Consider the following 15,421-nt stretch of genomic DNA (forward strand, 5'->3'; position numbering starts at 1 on the left):
AGTTGATCTGTATCAACATCTTTACAAAAGTACGCGCTGAAGCCGCACGCGGAGTTTCAGCCTCGCCTCTGGTAGTTGCCTGATGAGCATAGTAGAACATAGGCCACTACTAAAAGCCTGACGTACGAATGAGGACTACAGAATGACTGACATAAATTATAATCCATTACAGACCAACGGATTCGAGTTCGTTGAGTATGCCGCTCCTGATGCAAAAGGTATTGCTGCACTGAAAGACTTGTTTGTGAAACTGGGTTTCACCGAAGTGGCCAAACACAAAAGCAAAGAAGTCTGGCTGTACAAGCAAAATGACATTAACTTTATCGTCAATGCTGAAACTGGCGGTCAGGCTGAAGCCTTTGCAAAAGAGCACGGTCCAAGCGTCTGCGGTATGGCCTGGCGCGTGAAGGATGCCCAGCATGCCTTCGAACACGCCGTAGCCAACGGTGCGAAACCTTTCCAGCGTGATGTGGGTGAGAGCCAAGCTGATTTCCCAGCTGTGTACGGGATCGGCGAAAGTGTTCTCTACTTCATTGATAAGTACGATGGTATGGGCGTGTACGCCGACGACTTCGACTTTTACGATGACTGGCAAGCGAAAATGAAAGACCACGCTGCTGGTCTGTATGAAGTGGATCATCTGACCCACAACGTATTCCGTGGCAACATGGATACCTGGGCAGGTTTTTACGAGCGCATCGGTAACTTCCGCGAGATCCGTTACTTTGATATCGAAGGCAAGTTGACGGGTTTGCTAAGTCGCGCGATGACCGCACCTTGCGGCAAAATCCGTATCCCGATCAACGAATCCCACGATGATAAGTCTCAGATCGAAGAGTATCTACGCGAATACAAAGGCGAGGGGATTCAGCACATTGCGCTGACCTCGGACAATATCTACAAAACAGTACGTGATCTGCGTGAAATCGGCATGGACTTTATGCCGACGCCGGACACCTATTACGAAAAAGTAAATGAGCGTGTAGAAGGGCATGACGAAAATCTTGATGACTTGCGTGACTTGCAAATCCTCATTGACGGCGCGCCGATGAAAGACGGTATCTTACTGCAGATTTTCACCAAAACTGTTATTGGTCCGGTGTTCTTTGAAATCATCCAGCGTAAAGGTAACGAAGGCTTCGGCGAAGGTAACTTTAAAGCCTTGTTCGAATCTATCGAAGAAGACCAAATTCGTCGTGGAGTGTTAGACGATGCGTAAATGGATTAGCTTTCCGAAACAAGTTGGCGTGAGCTCTAAACAGGCTCACGCAGACTTCCCGGAGCAGGCGATCTATGAACGTGAAGTTGGCCGCAGTGGCTTTTTTGGGCCGGCAACGCATTTTCATCACCGCCATGCTCCAACCGGTTGGAGTGAGTGGGAAGGTGAGTTACGCCCCCGTAATTTTGATTTTAATAAACTGGATAACCTGGCCACGGACTCCCCGTGGCAGGTGCCATTGTTGTTGCACAACGCACAGTGTAAATTTCGCATCTGGCATTGCCATGAGAAGATGCCTTTTTTAGTGCGTAATGCTGATGGTGATGAGCTGTTATTTATCCATGAAGGGCGTGGTGAGCTGTATTGTGACTACGGTCATATCACCCTTGAAAAAGGCGACTATTTCGCTATTCCAAGGTCTACGAACTGGCGTATTGAACCCCTCGAGCCTATGCATATTGTCATGATCGAGGCGACCAACAGTGCGTACCAGTTGCCAGAGAAAGGTCTGGTCGGCAACCACGCTATTTTCGACCCTGCGTGTCTGGATACGCCGGATATTGATGCTGACTTTAAAGCTCAATACAGCGAAGAACAGTGGCAGATCGAAGTGAAACGGCACGATAAAATCTCGCGTATTACTTATCCCTATAACCCGCTTGATGCGGTGGGTTGGCATGGTGATTTGGCGCCTGTGCGAATCAATTGGCGCGATATACGGCCATTGATGAGTCATCGATACCATCTGCCGCCGTCGGCACATACCACTTTTGTCGCTGATGGGTTTGTCGTTTGCACCTTTGTGCCACGACCGATTGAATCGGACCCGGGCGCATTGAAAGTGCCGTTTTATCATAACAACGACGATTATGATGAAGTATTGTTTTACCATGAGGGTGACTTCTTTAGCCGCGATAACATCGACAAAGGGATGGTGACTTTCCATCCTGCTGGCTTTACTCACGGACCGCATCCGAAAGCTTTCCAGGCCGGGCGCGAGTATCGCAAGAAATTTACCGATGAAGTGGCAGTCATGCTCGATACACGTAATGCCCTGGAAATGGGCGATGTGTGTGCGCAAGTGGAAAACCCAGACTATGTGTATAGCTGGCAAGCAAAAGATGAAAAGGCTAAATAATCTATGAAATTTGCAACCTATCGAAACGGTACACGCGACGGCCAGCTGATGGTCGTCAGTCGCGATCTAACGAAAGCTGTTGCGGTTCCAGCCCTTGCTGAAACCTTACAGGAAGTTCTTGATGACTGGGATGGCATTGCGCCGGAGCTGGAGAATGTCTACAGCGCCTTAAATAATGGTGAGCTTGATGACGCTGTGGCTTTTGATGAAAGTCTCTGTGAATCACCGTTACCGCGCGCTTATCAGTGGGCCGACGGCAGTGCCTATGTGAACCACGTCGAGCTGGTACGCCGTGCCCGTAATGCGGAAATGCCGCCAAGTTTCTGGACAGATCCGCTGATGTATCAGGGCGGGTCTGATGACTTCCTCGGTCCCAAAGATGTTATCGAAATGGGGGATACCGCCTGGGGGATCGACTTTGAAGGTGAAGTGGCCATTATTACCGACGATGTCCCTATGGGTGTGGAGGCAAGTAAAGCAGGGCAGTACATTCGCCTGTTGATGTTGGTCAATGATGTATCGCTGCGCGGCTTGATTCCAAATGAGTTGGGTAAAGGTTTTGGGTTCTTTCAGTCCAAACCATCGTCAGCGTTTTCACCTGTCGCTGTAACTCCGGACGAGTTAGGCGATGCCTGGCGAGATAACAAGGTCCACCTGCCGTTATTGAGCGAATACAACGGTCAGCCGTTCGGCAAGCCGAACGCTGGTGAAGATATGACCTTTGATTTTGCCCAGCTGGTCGCGCATGCGGCGAAGACTCGACATCTCAGTGCCGGCGCTATCATAGGTTCAGGTACCGTATCGAACAAGCAAGGCACCGACCATGGTAGTGCTATTGCAGAAGGCGGGGTGGGTTACAGCTGTATCGCTGAAGTACGCATGATTGAAACCATTCGTGATGGCAAACCAAGCACTGGGTTTATGCAGTTCGGTGATACCATTAAGATTGAAATGAATGACGCCGATGGCAAAAGTATTTTTGGCAGTATCGACCAAAAGGTCCTACAGTATCAGCCAGAAGACTAACTCATTAATGGGGTCGATCCTATGGAACTCTACGGTTACTGGCGCTCAAGCGCCAGTTATCGGGCACGTATTGCCCTAAACTTCAAAAAGTGTGACTACAATTACCTGCCAGTGCATCTTCTCAAAGATGGTGGTCAGCAACATCAACAGGCGTACCGACAGCTCAATCCAAATGGTCTGGTACCCACTCTGGTCCACGGTCAGGTGATCCTGCATCAGTCGCTGGCCATTATCGAATATCTGGAAGAGAAGTATCCGCGCCCGAGCCTGCTGCCTGGCAGCCCGCGGCAACGTGGTGCCATTCGGGCGCTGGCACTGGATCTTTGCAGTGAATTGCAACCTCTTATCAACCTGCGGGTGCAGCAGTATTTGAAACAGCAACTGGAAGTAAGCGACGAGCAAAAACAAGCGTGGCTCGATCATTGGTTTACTGAGAGCTTTATTGCGTTCGAGCAAAGTCTGAATGAAGTTTCTGGCGAGTATTGCGTCGGCGACGAATTTTCTCTTGCGGATGTCTGTCTGGTACCGCAGGTCTATAGTGCGCAACGGTTTGGTATCGACTTAGATGCTTACCCATTACTGCAAAGTATTTATGGACGCTTACAGGAATTGCCCTGGGTTGCCGAGGCGCATCCTGACAAACAGCCCGATGCCGAATCCTGAACGCAGGAAACTATAAGTTCACCGCAATAGACAAATGCCCAGCTCGTAACTTGCTGGGCATTTTGCTTTAATGGCTCTATCTCATAGGAAAGGGAAACATAAGAATGAAAACAAAATTTACTGTTTCAATACTCGCTGCATTTATTGCTGCCTCCTGCGCGGCAACTGACGTCGCGGGTACGAGTGGCAGCAGTGCCACTACCACCGCCCCGGAGACCTTAAGTCTGGCGGACGGCAATACCAGCTCGGCGGTGGAAACCGGTGAACTCACCATCAAGCAAATCATGTCGGATCAGGACTGGGTGGCACGTTCACCTAGTTCAGCCTACTGGCTGCTCGACGGCACCGGTGTGCTTTACCAACAAAAACGCGAGAATAGCGTGATCAGTGACTGGTTTCATTTGCCGTTAGATAAAGAAAACGCGCATAAGGTACCTGTCGATCGTTTACACAACTACGCCTACAGCGATGGGGTGTATAATGATGACCGTTCACTGTTAGCCTACAGTTTTGAAGGCAACGTGTTCGTACGTGATATGGAAAGCGGTGATGTACGCCAGCTGACCCGCGATGAAGCGCGCCAATCCCAGTTAACCTTTCTCAATGACGGCCGTTTGAGCTACCGTCAGGGCAATGACTTTTTTGTGGTTGACCCGCAAAGCGGCCTCACTGCACAAGTGGCCAGCTTAGCTACCCGCAATAAACCCGAAGCCGTTGCTGAGCCGAAAGACTTTGTTGCCCGCGAGCAGGTTGAACTCATTGAGTTTGTACAAAAAGAGCGCCGCGATCGTCAGGAGCGAGCCGATTACCGCGCCGAGTTAGCAAATGAAAATCCTTCTTTAGCTCCGCAGTCATTTTACCTTGGCGAGAACAAGCAAATTGTCGCCGCGAGTTTATCGCCTGCAGGAGATAAACTCATTGTTGCTATCACTGATCCACAAAGCTGGCGTGACGACGGCGATATTATGCCAAATTACGTTGCTGAGTCCGGTCGCGTAGAAGCCGAGTCGGTGCGCCGCAGGGTGGCTGACGCTAAGCCCGTAGAGCACCAGTTGCTGCTGCTTGATCTGGAAACTGGGGAGCAGACCCCGTTTACCTACAACACCTTGCCGGGCTGGAACGAAGACGTGCTTGCTGAAGTGAAGGCCGAAAATTATGCCGCACAGGGTAAAGACTATGAATCGGAGCAAGCACCACGACCTATTACCCTGATGCAGGACTGGGGCTGGGAGAGCGGCGCGATTCGCTGGTCAGCTACGGGTGAAAACGCCATTGTCATGCTGGAAGCCTGGGACAATAAAGATCGCTGGATAGCCTCGGTTGATTTTGCCGGCAAACAGCTGGTGAACCAGCATCGTCTGCACGATGATGCCTGGATTAACTACACCCACAATGAATTTGGCTTTTTACCCAATTCTGACGATCGTATCTGGTATCAGAGTGAAGAAGACGGTTATGCGCATCTTTACACCCAGCGCCTAGGTGGCAACCAGCAACAGCTGACCTCAGGCAAATTTGTCACTGAAAGCCCGGCAGTTGATGCCCAGACGCAGTCGATTTATTTCACCGCGAATGCTTCTCATCCGGGGGTTTACGAATTGTATCGGGTAAATTATGAAAGCGGTGAAACGGAACAACTGACCGATCTCGATGGCATGGTGGAGTCCTTTGAGCTCAGCCCTGGCGGCGATCAAGTCGTGTTTAGCTACTCCAGTGCCTTGCAGCCGTCTGAGCTCTATGTCCAATCGTTACTGTCATCAGCCTCGGCTAAACGCTTAACTCATACAGCGACTGAACAATTCAATAGTTTCGACTGGAGCGTGCCGGAGATCGTACCGGTGCCATCGAGCAATGTGGACGAGCCGATTTATACGCGTGTCTACTATCCGGATGACTATGATCCGAACCGTGCCGAGAAGTATCCTGCAGTGGTATTTATTCATGGTGCAGGTTACCTGCAGAATGCACACGCGGGCTGGTCGAACTACCAACGCGAGTTTATGTTCCATACCTTCCTGAACCGTCAGGGCTATGTGGTTCTGGATCTCGATTACCGTGGCTCGAAAGGATATGGCCGGGATTGGCGCACAGCGATTTACCGGAATATGGGCTGGCCTGAAGTCGAAGATCTGGTGGATGTGGTGCAGTGGGCTGGAGAGAATACCAACGTTGACACCGACCGAATGGGTACTTACGGTGGCTCCTACGGTGGCTTCCTGACCTTTATGGCGTTATTCAATGAGCCGGGCTTGTTCAAAGCGGGTGCTGCCTTACGGCCAGTATCAGACTGGGCACATTACAACACCGGCTACACTTCTAACATCCTCAACTTGCCGGATGACGATCCTATTGCCTATCGCCGTAGCTCGCCAATCTACTTTACTGAGGGCCTGCAAGATGCGTTATTGATCAACTCACCGATGGTAGACGACAATGTCTTTTTCCAGGACAGTGTGCGTTTGGTGCAGCGCTTGATCGAGCACGAGAAAGAGGATTTTGAAACTGCCATATTCCCGGTCGAGCCGCATGGCTTCCGGCAGCCATCGAGCTGGCTGGACGAGTACCGTCGGATCTATGAGTTGTTTGAAGAAAACCTGAAGTAGATGACTAAGTAATAGATAAGAAAAAGGCCGAAATCTTCAGATTTCGGCCTTTTTTATAGGGCAGTTAAGAAAGCCCGGCGTTAAGCGCCAGAACTTTCACACTTGGCCATTTCAGCGTGAGCGCGAGCGCGCGCCTGGCTGAGACTCGCTACAGTACTGGCTCTGCTGAAATCGGCACGCTGACTTTCATCAGCAACCTGCAGTGGGGCAAAGCTATCGTCACGCGGTTGGGCGCTGGCTTTCGCCATAGGTGCGCTGACCCGACGGCCAATTGCTTTTGCTGGCTTGTTGCTGGCAACAGGTTCTGCTGCTGCTTGCGCAGCTGGCTTGGTTGCAGGCTTAGATTCCGCTTTCGCTTCCTTCGCCGTTTCTTCAGCCTGGTCTGTTGCCGCTGCTTTAGCTTCTTCCTTCGGCTCTGGCTTGTTCTCCTGAGCTTCAGGCTTCACCGCAGCCTTGGTTGCTGGCTTAGGTTCAGCTTCTGGCTCAACGTCAGCTGGCGCTTTGTCCTGCACCTCTGGCTGTTCTTGCGACGGCTCAGCTGCAGGTGCTGGTTTTGGCGTTTGAGCTTCTGCCTGAGCGGAATCCTCGCTCGCAGCAACCTGGCTGTGCTCAGCTTTTGCCTTGCTATCGGTTCCGGCGTCAGTACTCTCATCAAGCTTTAACTCAACTTGCGCATCACCAGCGTCAGCTTTGGCAGCTTCAGCAGCTTTCTTCTCAGCAGCAACTTCTTTGGCCGCCTGGGTCATGCGTGCTGAACGTTTTCTTGGCTTAGCGTCATCGGAGCCACGGCTTTTCGCCGGTTTTTCGCTGGTTTGCTCGGCACTGGCTTCGGTTTCAGTGGTGCTTTTCGGCGCCGTTGTTTCGACAGCTTCAGGTTGTTGCGCTGTGGCCGAGTCGGTAGCGCTCTCGTCAGAGGTTTGTTCTTGCTGACCTTCTGCTTTACGACGCTGACCTGCGGCCCGCTGATGACGCGGACTACGGCGTGAACGATTACGACCCTCACGTTTCTCGCCACTTTGCTCAACAGTTGCATCCTGTGTTTGCTCGGTGGACTCCGTCGCCGCTTGCGTCGCTGCTGCGGCGCTTTCTTGCTGGTCTTGTTTCGACTCGTCCAGCGACAGATCCGGAACCTGCTCAGGAGCAGTGCTTTGTTCTTCTTTGCCTACGCGAACGGACTTATCCAGTTTGCGACGTTGACGACGCGGCTTAGGTTTGGCTTCTGCTGCTGGTTTTGACTCAGTTTTACTCTCAACCGCGTCTGCTTTTGGCTTTTGCGTTGCATCCGCTTGCTGACGATTACGGTTTCTGCCACCACGACGTTGACCACGCTCGTTTTTACCGCTGTCTTTCGTCTCTGCAGCTTTGTCTTTGCTAGCCTCTGGCTTATCCGTAGTACCTTTCTGCTCATCGTCGCGTGGACGTGAACGGGAAGTATTACGGCGACGTTGGCCACCACGCTGGTTACGACCCTGACCACCGCGACGGTTATTACCGCCTCGATTACGGTTGTCATCACGTTTTTCTTGCTGGCGTTTTTGCTGTTCGTCTTCTTCACTACCGAAGATTCCACTCAGCCATTTACCAAGGCGTTGTAACAACGAGGTGCCGGTAGCTTTTGCCACAGCTTTTGCTTTTTCAGGCACTTGCGGGGCAGGTGTCGGAGCCGGCGCAGCTGGTGCCTGCAGGCCCTTGAGGGCTGGCTCTTCGAAGCTTGGCTTATCTTTGTTAAGGACAACTTCAGTGCTGGTGTCTTCAGGCTTGTCGATGAGCGTAAAGCTGTTGGCCTCGTCCATCTCGTCATTGCGCAGACGCTTGACGTCGAAATGCGGTGTTTCAAGGTTGGTATTTGGAATCACCAGAACCGATACCGAGTGACGTTTTTCAACTTCGGCAATGGCTTTGCGTTTCTCATTCAGCAAATAGGTGGCGACAGTCACCGGGACCTGAGCCTGAACCTGAATAGTGTTATCTTTTAAGGCTTCTTCCTCAATCAAGCGCAAGATCGAAAGCGCCAGTGACTCTGCTGAGCGGATGGTGCCATGACCATCACAACGAGGGCAGACGTGATTGGCTGATTCGCCTAGCGACGGACGCAGGCGCTGACGAGACATCTCCAGCAAACCAAAACGTGAGATGCGTGCGACCTGAATCCGGGCACGGTCTTGTTTGAGGCTGTCACGAAGGCGGTTTTCAACTTCGCGCTGATGTTTCATCGGGGTCATATCAATAAAGTCGATAACGACCAGACCGCCGACATCACGCAGGCGTAACTGGCGTGCGATTTCTTCTGCGGCTTCTAAGTTGGTCTGAAATGCGGTCTCTTCGATATCGCCGCCTTTGGTGGCGCGTGCCGAGTTGATGTCGATGGAGGTTAGAGCTTCAGTTGGGTCGATAACGATAGAGCCACCTGAGGGTAAGCGGACCTGACGTTGGAACGCCGATTCGATTTGGCTCTCAATCTGATAATGATTGAATAAAGGGATATCGCCTTCGTAGGTTTTTACACGATTGACGAAGTCCGGACGAATCAGAGTAACGTGATCACGAACCTGTTCAAAGACTTTCGGGTTATCGATCAAAACTTCACCGATATCGCGACGCAGATAGTCACGGATAGCGCGGAAGACAACATTACTTTCCTGGTGGATCAGGAACGGAGCAGGGCGTTGCTCAGATGCTTTTTCAATGGCCTGCCAGTGATGAATCAGGACATTGAGGTCCCAGTCGAGTTCTTCTGCTGATTTGCCAACACCTGCAGTACGGACAATCAGTCCCATACCATCAGGCAGTTTTAGATCGCGCATCGCTTCTTTAAGCTCAGTGCGTTCATCACCTTCAATGCGACGAGAAATACCGCCGGCACGTGGGTTGTTTGGCATCAGCACCAGGTAACTGCCGGCCAGCGAGATAAAAGTAGTCAGTGCTGCGCCTTTCTGGCCACGTTCTTCTTTATCAATCTGGACAATGACTTCCTGGCCTTCTTTAATGACGTCCTTGATATTCGGACGGCCGGAGAAGGTATAGCCTTTCGGGAAGTAGGTTTTGGCAATTTCTTTCAGGGGGAGGAAGCCGTGACGTTCAGCGCCGTAATCAACAAAGGCTGCTTCAAGGCTAGGTTCGATGCGGGTAATTTTACCCTTGTAGATATTTGCTTTTTTTTGTTCGTGGCCGGGACTTTCGATATCTAAATCGTATAATCGTTGTCCGTCCACCAAAGCAACGCGCAGCTCTTCTTGCTGTGTTGCATTGATCAACATTCTTTTCATAGTTGTGACTCTTTCTTTATGTGCCACAACACAGTACGAAGGCGTCTTCGCCATCGCTATTTCGAGATTGAATTGTAGACTGCCATCGCGCTATCTCAGCGTATGATGACACCTCCCGTTGTGCTACTTAACACCAACGTGAGGTACGCAATTGGTTACCAAGCCGAAATACGCTTGTATTCGTACCGTGTCGTCGCAAGATGCTTTGACAAAATTAGTGGACCGGTCTTCTGCATGTTGTGCATGTTCCGTGCCATCAGGATCTCAATAACGCTGTGTGCGTTGTTGTACCCTGAGGTGGAGGCTGTGTTGCAATCGCTTTCGATGCGCCAGGCCACTATTACTATTTTTCGCTCGTACCGCTCTCAAACTGTCCGGTGCGGTTTTTTCCGGATGCTTAGTATCCCATGAACAGGGTAGTCAGTACAAGATAAAATAAAGCAACAAAAATGCAGTCAGAAAAAATGGAAAATGATAAACTTGCCGGCATGAGCGAAAATCAACAATCCCAAGTACGCTGGGTCACAATCGAAGCCGACTATGCCGGTCAGCGTATCGACAATTTTCTCCTTGCGCAGTTGAAAGGCGTACCCAAATCCCTGGTGTACCGCATCGTGCGTAAAGGAGAAGTGCGGATCAATAAAAAGCGTTGCAAGCCTGATTATAAATTGCAGGCGGGCGATCTGGTGCGCATCCCGCCCGTGCGGGTGGCCGAGAGTAATCCGTTACCGTCCGCGAACCTAGATCAAGTGCAGGCGCTTAATCAGCAGATACTGTACGAGGATGATTTACTGTTGGTGCTAAACAAACCTGCGGGGCTTGCCGTGCACGGTGGCTCCGGCTTACAGTTTGGCCTGATTGAGAGTTTGCGTGCGTTGCGACCTGACGCCAAGCATCTGGAACTGGTTCACCGACTGGACCGCGAAACCAGCGGCTGTATTCTGATTTCTAAGCGCCGTTCTGCGCTGCGCGCTTTGCACGAGCAACTGCGCGAGAAGACCATGGATAAGCAATACCTGGCTCTGGTCCGCGGCCATTGGCAGGCACATGTAAAATTTATTGCGGCTCCGTTGCTGAAAAATACGTTGAAATCGGGCGAACGGGTCGTACGCGTCGATGCTGCGGGCAAGCCTTCAGAAACGCGCTTTCGGGTACAGCAACAATTTGCCAATTGCACCTTGGTTGAAGCCTCACCCATTACCGGCCGTACCCATCAGATTCGGGTGCACGCACTCCATGCAGGACATCCGATTGCCTGTGATCCTAAGTATGGCGATCAGGTGTTTGATGCGGCCATGCAGGAGATTGGCTTAAACCGCTTATTCCTGCATGCGCGCCGGCTGAGCTTTAAGCACCCGCAAAGCGGCAAGACGATTACCGTAGACGCGCCGTTGGATAAAGCCTTAAGTCAGGCCTTGAAGCGTTTACCAGCATGAAATATCAACTGTTGATTTTCGACTGGGATGGCACCTTGATGGATTCGATAGGTCGTATTGTCTCGTCCATGCAGGCAACAGCAACTCACCTGGCGTTGCCGGTACCGACCGACACCCAGGTGCGCGATATTATAGGCTTAAGTCTCGAACCAGCGATTGAGCGCTTATTCGGGCGTCTGGACGGACAGCAGCACGCCACATTTCTGGCGCGTTACCGTGATCAATATGTCGAACTTGATCCGACGCCGACGCCGTTGTTTGCTGGTGTGCCAGAAATGCTGGCCGATCTCCGCCAACAAGGCTATCAACTTGCGGTGGCAACGGGAAAAGCGCGGCGAGGTTTAAATCGCGTCTGGCAGGAAACCGACACCGCACAGTTTTTCCAATTATCGCGTTGTGCCGATGAGTCCGCTTCAAAGCCTGATCCTAAGATGCTGCACGAGCTGCTCGAAGAGGCCAATTGCGATCTTAGTAAAGCATTGATGATTGGCGACTCCATTCATGATCTGCGTATGGCTGAAGCTGCGGGTATGGACCGGGTGGGCGTCGATTTTGGTGTGCACTCGGCACAACAGTTATCCGTCTATTCGCCCCTCGCGGTGCTCTCGAACTGGCAGCAATTTCCATCTTTATTAGACGCCGAACGCTAACAGGAGGGCATTCACATGACTGCTATTGTACTCGCGTCCACATCACCTTATCGCCGCATGTTGCTGGAAAAAGTCCTACCGGAGTTTACCTGCGCAGCACCGCAGGTCGACGAAACCGCACTCCCTGGGGAGCAGGCGGAAGACTTGGTCAAGCGGCTGGCAATCGCCAAAGCACAAGCGCTGGCAACGACCTATTCCGATCACCTGCTGATTGGCTCCGACCAGGTTGCGGTAGTGGAGGGGGCTATTTTAGGCAAACCCGGTGATGAAGCGAAGGCAATTGAGCAACTCAGTGCGGCCAGCGGGAAAACGGTAACCTTTTATACAGGCCTGGCGGTTTATCATAGCGGCCAGCAAGAGTTACTCGCTTGTGTCGAACCTTTTCAGGTTAGCTTCCGGGACCTTAGCGCTGCTGAGATTAAGGGCTATGTCGCGCTGGAACAGCCTTTTAACTGCGCGGGAAGCTTTAAAAGCGAAGGGTTAGGCATTAGTTTATTTGAGTCGCTGCGCGGCGATGATCCGAATACTTTAATTGGTTTGCCACTGATTCGACTGCTAGCTATGCTGCGGCATTGGCAGGTCAATCCCTTACTTGCAGAGCAGCCGGCAGAGAAGCCGATAAAAAGCTGAAAACCACTTGTTTTCAGGGCCTGAATCCTTTAATATTCGCGCCCTATGCAGAAGGTTCGTATACCCATTTCGGTCGATCCGGTTAAAAGTGCCGGTAAACAGTTGAGCTACCACGGTGTTGTGCCTGGTACCTCGCTAACTCGTTTACAAGAGCTTTTGGTTGTCCCTTGTGCTGATGTTGATGCCGATCTCGACTTTGCAGTAGACGCGCAAAACATTAAGCACGTAAGAGGGCATGCCGAGGTCAAAGTCACAGTCGCTTGCGAGCGCTGTGGAGACCCCATGGCAGTTGAGCTGGTAAGTGACTTTGTTTATGCACCAGTAACCAAACGCCAAACGGCCGCCGATATGCCAGATGAGTACGAAGCTATTGAAGTGGATGAGCTTGGCGAAATCCAATTGCATCGAATTATTGAAGATGAGCTGATATTAGCAATGCCTGTTGTTGTTAAACATGACGAGCGCGAATGTCGGGTAGATAGTAATGCAATGCAATGGGGCAAAATTGAAGACGCCACCAGCGATGAGGATAATCCTTTCGCAGTATTGCAAGCACTAAAGCGTAAATAAACTTAGGAGATAGCGTAAATGGCTGTACAAAAGAATCGGAAAACTCGTTCGAAGCGCGACATGCGTCGTTCTCACGATGCACTGAGCGGCCCTACACTGTCGGTTGATTCTACCTCTGGTGAAACGCATCGTCGTCACCATGTAACAGCTGACGGTTTTTATAAAGGCCGTAAAGTAATTAACAAGTAACCAGCGACAGGAAGTGAGGCTATGGCCGCACTGACACTGGCACTTGATGCAATGGGGGGCGATAATGGCCCCTCAATTGTTATTGACGCACTCGTTGATGCGTTAACAACCTATCCCCAACACCATTTCATCGTCGTTGGCGATGAGACTGAGCTTGAACCGCTACTAACAGCGTGCCAGCTCGACCAACACCCCCGTGTAACTCTTAAGCATGCAAGTCAAACCGTGGCGATGACGGACAAGCCAGGGTATTCTCTGCGCGCGAAACCAGATTCCTCCATGCGCGTTGCTTTGGAGCTGGTCGCCAATGGTGAGGCCGCGGCCTGTGTAAGTGCCGGTAACACCGGCGCGTTGATGACCAAAGCCTATTTCTCTCTAAAAACATTACCTGGTGTATTGCGGCCGGCGTTGATGTCTGCGATTCCGCAAGCCTCGGGCGGCAGCGCCTTTCTGCTGGATTTGGGAGCTAATCCCGTTTGCGACAGCGACACCTTATTCCAGTTTGGCATAATGGGCTCAGTCGCCGCACGCGAAGTACTGCAAAAAGAAAACCCACGCATTGCCTTGCTCAACATGGGCGAAGAAGATATCAAAGGCAACGATGTGGTGAAGTCCACCGCGCAACTGTTTCAACAGTCCAAGAGTCTTAACTACATTGGCTTCATTGAAGGTGATGATCTGTTCGCCGACCGGGCGGATGTAATTGTTTGTGATGGCTTTGTCGGCAACGTAGCCCTGAAAAGCTGTGAAGGCCTGGCAGAACTTCTGCTGAACAATATTCGTGCCAATATCCATGCCCACTGGGTAACACGTTGGTTCGTCAAACTTTTCTATAGTCGCTTGCAACGTTCTTGGGATTGGTTGAAGCCCGACCACTACAACGGTGCAAGTCTGATAGGATTGCGGGGCGTCGTGATTAAAAGTCACGGTGATGCCAACGCAAAAGCTTTTTTAAGTGCGATTGAGCAGGCCGTTTCGGAGACGCAACAGGACCTCCCGACACGTATCCGTGATCAGGTGGAAAAAGTACTCCTAGAGCAGGAATAAAGGTTCTTATGTTTTCTAGAATCGCAGGCACTGGGCATTATTTGCCAGAGCAGTGTTTGACGAATGCCATGCTTGAACAACGCGTCGATACAACCCATGACTGGATCGTTGAACGCACCGGTATTCACCAACGTCATATCGCCAGTAATGGTGAAAATGCCGTCACCATGGGGGTCGCAGCAGCACGAAATGCATTAGCAGCTGCTGATCTCGAAACTTCTGATATTGATTTGATTGTGGTGGCCACGACTTCTGGCGACCGCGCTTTCCCGAGCGTCGCTTGTGAAATTCAGGCGGCACTGACGGAACACAATATTCCAGCTTTCGATGTTGCGGCCGCCTGTTCCGGTTTTCTGTTTGCCATGAGCGTGGCCGATCAGTACATTCGCAGTGGTACCTATCGTAATGTTTTGATCATAGGCACCGACGTGTTGTCACGGCTGTGCCGACCAGATGACCGTAATACCATCATCCTCTTTGGCGATGGTGCTGGAGCTGCCGTGTTGCAAGCCAGCGACACGCCTGGGATTGAATCAACGCACTTGCATAGTGCCGGTGAATTTGCTGATCTGTTGGGGGTGAATCATCCGCCACGAGGTAGTGAAGCTCCGGCAGAAGAACTTAGCGAAGCCTGGATGTACATGAAAGGCAATGAAGTGTTTAAAGTCGCGGTGAGTAAACTCAGTGAACTGGTGAACGAAACACTGGTGGCCAATAACCTGACGCCAGATGCGCTAGACTGGTTAGTACCGCATCAAGCGAATTTGCGGATCATTAAGGCGACCGCGAAAAAATTGAAAATGCCTATGTCACAAGTGATTACTACCCTGGCAGACACAGGCAATACTTCGGCTGCATCGGTGCCTATCGCACTTGATGTCGCGATTCGCGATGGCCGCATAAAGCGCGGTCAGCGCTTATTACTCGAAGCCTTTGGCGGCGGTTTCGCCTGGGGCTCAGCACTTGTCACTTATTAATTCAAAC

The 15,421-nt window shown here is 51.4% G+C and carries 13 protein-coding genes; 12 read left to right on the forward strand and 1 reads right to left on the reverse strand.

Features of this window, described 5'->3' with window-relative positions:
- The first annotated feature begins 142 nt into the window (after window positions 1–142).
- The 5 genes from hppD to J6J34_RS06060 all read left to right on the forward strand — a co-directional run bounded on the left by hppD (window position 143) and on the right by J6J34_RS06060 (window position 6,649).
- Complete coding sequence (gene hppD, locus J6J34_RS06040; RefSeq protein WP_301720226.1) at window positions 143–1,219, forward strand: 4-hydroxyphenylpyruvate dioxygenase; 1,077 nt, start codon at window positions 143–145, stop codon at window positions 1,217–1,219.
- Complete coding sequence (locus tag J6J34_RS06045) at window positions 1,212–2,357, forward strand: homogentisate 1,2-dioxygenase (RefSeq protein WP_301720227.1); 1,146 nt, start codon at window positions 1,212–1,214, stop codon at window positions 2,355–2,357. Before hppD ends, J6J34_RS06045 begins: the two co-directional genes overlap by 8 nt.
- 3 nt (window positions 2,358–2,360) lie before the next feature.
- Window positions 2,361–3,383: a fumarylacetoacetate hydrolase family protein gene (locus J6J34_RS06050; RefSeq protein WP_301720228.1), complete on the forward strand. Its 1,023-nt coding sequence runs from the start codon at window positions 2,361–2,363 to the stop codon at window positions 3,381–3,383.
- Between the two features lie 21 nt (window positions 3,384–3,404).
- Complete coding sequence (gene maiA, locus J6J34_RS06055; RefSeq protein ID WP_301835734.1) at window positions 3,405–4,046, forward strand: maleylacetoacetate isomerase; 642 nt, start codon at window positions 3,405–3,407, stop codon at window positions 4,044–4,046.
- A gap of 104 nt (window positions 4,047–4,150) precedes the next feature.
- The gene (locus J6J34_RS06060; protein ID WP_301898641.1) at window positions 4,151–6,649 is read left to right on the forward strand and encodes a S9 family peptidase; all 2,499 of its coding nucleotides are present in this window, start codon (window positions 4,151–4,153) and stop codon (window positions 6,647–6,649) included.
- A gap of 80 nt (window positions 6,650–6,729) precedes the next feature.
- Here the strand turns inward: J6J34_RS06060 and rne are convergent, their stop codons facing one another.
- Complete coding sequence (gene rne, locus J6J34_RS06065) at window positions 6,730–9,915, reverse strand: ribonuclease E (protein WP_301898642.1); 3,186 nt, start codon at window positions 9,913–9,915, stop codon at window positions 6,730–6,732.
- A 488-nt stretch (window positions 9,916–10,403) separates the two neighbouring features.
- Here rne and rluC point away from each other — a divergent pair, with 488 nt between their 5' ends.
- The 7 genes from rluC to J6J34_RS06100 are packed head-to-tail and all read left to right on the forward strand — an operon-like array spanning window position 10,404 to window position 15,414.
- Entirely contained in the window at window positions 10,404–11,351 is a 948-nt protein-coding gene (gene rluC / locus J6J34_RS06070) for a 23S rRNA pseudouridine(955/2504/2580) synthase RluC (RefSeq protein WP_301898710.1), read from the forward strand.
- A complete protein-coding gene (locus J6J34_RS06075) occupies window positions 11,348–12,001 on the forward strand; it encodes an HAD-IIIA family hydrolase (protein WP_301720232.1) in 654 nt (217 codons plus the stop codon). The genes rluC and J6J34_RS06075 overlap by 4 nt, the downstream gene beginning before the upstream one ends.
- Window positions 12,002–12,016: 15 nt before the next feature.
- A complete protein-coding gene (locus tag J6J34_RS06080) occupies window positions 12,017–12,631 on the forward strand; it encodes a Maf family protein (protein ID WP_301720233.1) in 615 nt (204 codons plus the stop codon).
- A 45-nt stretch (window positions 12,632–12,676) separates the two neighbouring features.
- Window positions 12,677–13,201 (forward strand): 23S rRNA accumulation protein YceD, encoded by a 525-nt coding sequence (gene yceD / locus J6J34_RS06085; protein WP_301720234.1) that lies wholly within the window; start codon window positions 12,677–12,679, stop codon window positions 13,199–13,201.
- Window positions 13,202–13,219: 18 nt separating this feature from the next.
- On the forward strand, window positions 13,220–13,390 hold the full coding sequence (gene rpmF / locus J6J34_RS06090) for a 50S ribosomal protein L32 (protein ID WP_128351594.1): 171 nt from the start codon (window positions 13,220–13,222) through the stop codon (window positions 13,388–13,390).
- 21 nt (window positions 13,391–13,411) lie between these two features.
- Window positions 13,412–14,437, forward strand: a complete 1,026-nt coding sequence (plsX, locus tag J6J34_RS06095) for a phosphate acyltransferase PlsX (RefSeq protein WP_301720235.1) — start codon at window positions 13,412–13,414, stop codon at window positions 14,435–14,437.
- A gap of 8 nt (window positions 14,438–14,445) precedes the next feature.
- Entirely contained in the window at window positions 14,446–15,414 is a 969-nt protein-coding gene (locus J6J34_RS06100) for a beta-ketoacyl-ACP synthase III (protein ID WP_301720236.1), read from the forward strand.
- The last annotated feature ends 7 nt before the right edge of the window (window positions 15,415–15,421 follow it).

Source organism: Pseudidiomarina terrestris (assembly GCF_030466405.1).
In the GTDB taxonomy this organism is placed as follows: domain Bacteria; phylum Pseudomonadota; class Gammaproteobacteria; order Enterobacterales; family Alteromonadaceae; genus Pseudidiomarina; species Pseudidiomarina terrestris.